At 55.6% G+C, this 4580-nt stretch carries 4 protein-coding genes; all 4 read right to left on the bottom strand.

From position 1 onward, the window contains the following. A partial coding sequence (locus Q0711_RS01410) for a hypothetical protein (RefSeq protein ID WP_299041373.1) occupies nt 1–385 on the bottom strand: 385 nt, incomplete at its 3' end. Nucleotides 386–503: 118 nt separating this feature from the next. Next, nucleotides 504–2861, bottom strand: a complete 2358-nt coding sequence (locus tag Q0711_RS01405) for a GH116 family glycosyl hydrolase (RefSeq protein WP_298617824.1) — start codon at nt 2859–2861, stop codon at nt 504–506. A gap of 45 nt (nt 2862–2906) precedes the next feature. Beyond that, on the bottom strand, nt 2907–3299 hold the full coding sequence (locus tag Q0711_RS01400; RefSeq protein WP_298612552.1) for a transcriptional repressor: 393 nt from the start codon (nt 3297–3299) through the stop codon (nt 2907–2909). Between the two features lie 210 nt (nt 3300–3509). After that, nucleotides 3510–4580 (bottom strand): folylpolyglutamate synthase/dihydrofolate synthase family protein (locus Q0711_RS01395; RefSeq protein ID WP_299041370.1); only part of this gene is annotated, 1071 nt, incomplete at its 5' end.

The following is a 4580-nucleotide window of genomic DNA, read 5'->3' as shown; positions in this document are numbered from 1 at the left end:
TTGTATATTCTTCCAGCAATTGCTTTTCCAGGGGAAGCAGATTGGGGTCGGGGTCAGCCTCCTGTTCCCGCAGGGTTTCTTCAATGAGTTCCATTTGCTCCTCGGCTTCCGCAAGGGCAGTGAGGAGTTCCTCATTGACGGGCGCACTACCGTTTTGATTCACAAGCAATTGGTAGCGATCGCGCAAGTCATTGAGTTCCCGCTGCAGCGCCTCTTTTTCAGCCCTGAGCTGCTCTGTCATTTGTTTGTAATATTTGAACGCCATCAGAAAAGGGACGAGCTTTTCCCGAAGCGTCATGTGGTCAATATCGAGTTTGGTATAGCGTTCTGCCAGTTGGCTATAAGCTTGGCACAGACGAAGGTAACGTTGGCTGAGGTTATCCATAGGTTATCTAAAGAAATGGCCGGTTGATGCGCTACCCCCTATCATAAACGGGCAGCCCATCGGTCACCATTGTGACGGGTTCACAAATCAAAACAGTGTAAACTAAGCTACAAAAATTTTAATTGAGTTGTGATCTGCGACTCACCAGTGCCAGTGCCCAGATGGCCATGGGGCGCAGGTACATACACGCACGGAAAGTGCCATTGGCCGTGATCGCCTCTGGGGTACGAAATTGCAGGCCATTCTCGTAGATTTGACGTACCACCACCTCGGCTAAGCGCCATGCTTCTTGGATCATGCCCCGTTGCCACAAAAAGGCAGCTAAGCCAAAGTTAATCCCGATCCAGACTTCGAGGGGATGGGTAGCGTGGGGGTTTTCGGGTTGACCGTTGGGTAATAGACCATTGGCGGCGCCAAATTGGCCGTTGTGAAATCCAAGAAAGCAAGTGTTATAGATTTTGCGCAGGGCGCGATCGCAACAGTCCGAGGGCACAATATCCTCTAAGCCCAGCAGTTGGGCATAGAACTGGCCACAGAGCTGGTCGGCCATGACGACCTCTGAACCGCTCTCACTGTCAAGACGATAGTACTCCCCGTTCCAAAGGAGCCGATGGTAACGGGGGCGGGCGTGGCTCAGCCACTGGCGGTAGGTCTCCACCTGCGGTTCTTGGAGAATGGTGCCGAGGGCGATCGCTGCCTCTAGGGCTGCCAACCACAAGCCGCCACAGTAGGCACTGACTCCTTGGAGTTTCCAGTCATCGTAGGTTTGATCTGGGGCGCCGCCATTTTCCGGCAGACCATCGCCATCGCGGTCAAATTGTTTCAAGTAGTTCAAAGCCGCTACCACCGCCGGCCAGCACTCGCGGGCAAAGTCGAGATCCGTTCCCCCTGTAAACAGAAAGTCCCGATAGACCAACAGGACAAAGTCCGAGGCCAAGTCTTTCCAGAGATTGCAGTCTTGGTAGGCCGTGTAGTTAGTCTGCTCCCAGGGGTGCTCATTGGGGGCACCGAGATCGTGGGGCACCGCATTGGCGAGTTTGCGGGGCGCTTTGTAGGCAGTTTTGGGATCACCGCGGTAGAAGTAGCCAATGATTCGCAGGGTTGCATCTGCGGTTGGAATTGCCCGCGCAAAGGCACGCATTACGGACTTTTCCAGTTCTGGCCACAATTGCAGCAGGGCGAAGGAGCCATAGAGGCGCACATCGAGACTTTCATACCAACGGTAGTCAAGGCATTCGAGAACCGCAAACTGCCCCACGGGGTCGCGATCGCTGGCGGCACTCCAGAGGCTACCGCCACTGCTGAGAACGTATAGCTCATTACAGAGAGCCATCTTGAACCAGTCAGGCCACGCGGGATGTTTGAGGATAGGTTCCTGCCAAGCACGAATCTGCTCTTGCCAACTGGCATAGGCAGCAAGGCCTCTGGCAGCTAGGGTGACGGCATTGGTTCCTTGGCGATCGCAAAAATCCGTGTAGCGACGATAATAGATTACCCCCTGGCCAAACTCAGTGACAGGAAAGTCCCACGCCAAGACTACGGGAATTTGCTTTGTGTCTCCCGCTGCCAAGGAAAAGCGCAGGGCAAAGGCGGCGGCCACCTGTTCTGCCGCTGCCGCTGGGGTTGGATCATTGACAATGGGGAGGGAGCCATCCACAGCAAAGGATTGCCACAGTTCTGCGCCATCCCCCTCTGGCTGCCAGCGACTATGGCCGAAAAACTCCCCCAAGCCTGTGGGAATCAGGGCTGCCCATTCGCCATCCCCCTCTTGGGGTGGGTTTGGGTGGGGGCGGCGCCGCAATCGCCAACCTTGATAGGACGCCGTTTGAACCAGTTCATTAAAATTCCCATCACTTTGACCCCAGCGGGGCGTGTAGGTGTAGATGGGGCTGCCATCCTCGCGAATTTCAATGGCTGAAGAGGGGGTGGTATTGCAAAACCAGCCGACCGTGTTTTGCCATGAGAACATCAAGCTCAGGGTGAGGGGCTGATCCGTGGGATTGGTAAACGTCCACAGAAACACCGCTACGGGATAACTGGTTTCTTGGTAGTTGTGGGGCAAAATCGGCGAAAACTGTTCGCAGGTGATCTGGGCGCTAAAGACCCCCTCATAGACAAACCAACTGCGGGGATAGCGGGCGGCGTAAAGACCTTTGCCCGCAGGATACCATTTCCAACTGCTGAGGCGGCCATCGTTGGGGGGAGTCCCTAGGGCGTAGGCCTGTGTCTGTTCTCCCTGCTCAAAGAGGCTGAATTGACAAGCGGGTAGGGTGCCAAAGAGATGCTCTCCCCCATCGAGGTGCCAGAGGTTAAAGTCGCCGCCAGAGGAACGGCCAATACAGCCCGCGCCAAAGCCGCCAAGAGGCATCCCATGCCAAGGGCCATCGTCTAAATTGCTGGTGTAGCGAACGCGATAAGGATTCTGCCAGCCTTGGGCGATCGCCCGTGTCCAAGCACAATTGGCAAATTCAATCACACTACTTTCTACTGTCTGAAGACGCGCCTGATCCAGAATACCGCTTCAGCGCTGTGCCATGACTTGGCACTTGGCACAGAGGCCAAAAAACTCAAGGGTGTGGTAGAAAATCTCAAAGTGATGGGACTGTTGTAGCTCCGTTTCTAGATGCTGCACTGGACAATGATCAATTTTTACCGATATGCCACACTGCAAACAGGTGAGATAGTGCTGATCCTGCTGCACCAAGCTATAGACCAGTTCCCCGCTGGGTAAGGGGCGTGCTTGCACTTTACCATTGATGCGCAGATACTCTAGGGTGCGATAAACCGTTGCAAGACCTAGGGGCGTTTGCCGTTGCCGCAGTTCTAAAAAAAGTTCCTGCGCCGAGAGCGAGCGGCCACTGGCTCTAAGGGCATCGAGAACAATAACCTGACTACGGGTGCGTCGCCGTGGCATATCAATAGAGCAACATTACCTTAGATTTTACCCCTCCCCTTGGGGCTGCAATGAAGTGACAGATGAGAACTCGCGGCCAATCCGTTAGATTAGCCAGCCCCGACCCCGATGGCCTTGACCTGGTGCGCGGCAAGCCCCGCCGTACCGCTGCGCGGGCGCAAGCTAATAGGCCGGGGAGGATGTCAAATGGCGATTAAGATCAATCAGGTCTCACGTTGCTTGAAAGTCTGGGCTTGCGATCGCCCCCAAAACATGAGCGATTAAATAGAGGGAGCCACAGACCACACAGCGATCGCCCGCTATATCGAGTGCCTCGGCCACGTCGTTAAAACATCGGCACTCCCCTAACTCAGGGCAACAGGCGTGGGCAAGGGCCTGCAAGTCCTCTAACTTAGCGCTTGCATGATCCGGCACGGGTACCAACCACAGGCGATCGCCGGCCCGTAGGAGATGTTTAAGAATCCCCTCGTGATCTTTATTGGCCAGCATCCCCACCACCCACGTCACCTCTTGCCATCCTAACTGATCCACGTATTGCCGCAGGTAGGCGGCTGCAGGGGCATTGTGGGCACCATCAATGAGCAGTTTTCGCCCTTGCCAAGGTAACCATTGCAGTCGTCCCGGCCAGCGGGTTTGGGCCATCCCCTGCTGAATGGCGGCGAGGGAAATTTGCCAGCCTTGGGTTTGCAAGCATTGCAGAGTGGCGATCGCGATCGCCGAATTGACTAACTGCATCTCGCCGGCCAAGGGCAAGGGATACTCGATGCCACCCCAACTGGCCCATCCAAGACGATCGGCACACCACTGCGCGGGTTCTGGCCAAATCGCCGGGCACCCCAAGGCCTCCAAACGCTCTGCAATCACGGATTTTGCTTCGGGGGGAACAGGGCCAATAACAGCGGGCACCCCCTGCTTGAGAATGCCGGCCTTTTCACCCGCGATCGCCCCCAAGCTATTGCCCAACCGCTGCCAATGATCCCAACCGATGGAGGTAATCACACTCACCAAAGGGGGTTGACACACATTTGTTGCATCCAAGCGTCCTCCCAAGCCCACCTCGATCACCGCCACCTCCACCTGCTGCTGGGCAAAATAGAGCCATGCCGCCGCTGTGATCACCTCAAACTGACTGGGGGGGTAGGCCACCTGTGGCAGTACTGCTTCAATCTGCTGAATCAATCTCAAGAAAACTTCAGGGGCAATGGAGTTACCATCAACACAAATACGCTCACACCAACTCAACAGATGGGGCGAGGTATAACGACCCGTTCGATAACCCGC

The organism is uncultured Thermosynechococcus sp. (assembly GCF_937958135.1).
Lineage (GTDB): Bacteria > Cyanobacteriota > Cyanobacteriia > Thermosynechococcales > Thermosynechococcaceae > Thermosynechococcus.
The sequence above is the reverse complement of the archived record's forward strand: the minus strand, read 5'-3'. Positions and strand labels throughout refer to the sequence as shown.

Bases quoted from the DNA above. Each gene is read 5' to 3' on its own strand.
- Q0711_RS01400 (WP_298612552.1), bottom strand. From the start codon at position 3,299: ATGCCACGGCGACGCACCCGTAGTCAGGTTATTGTTCTCGATGCCCTT.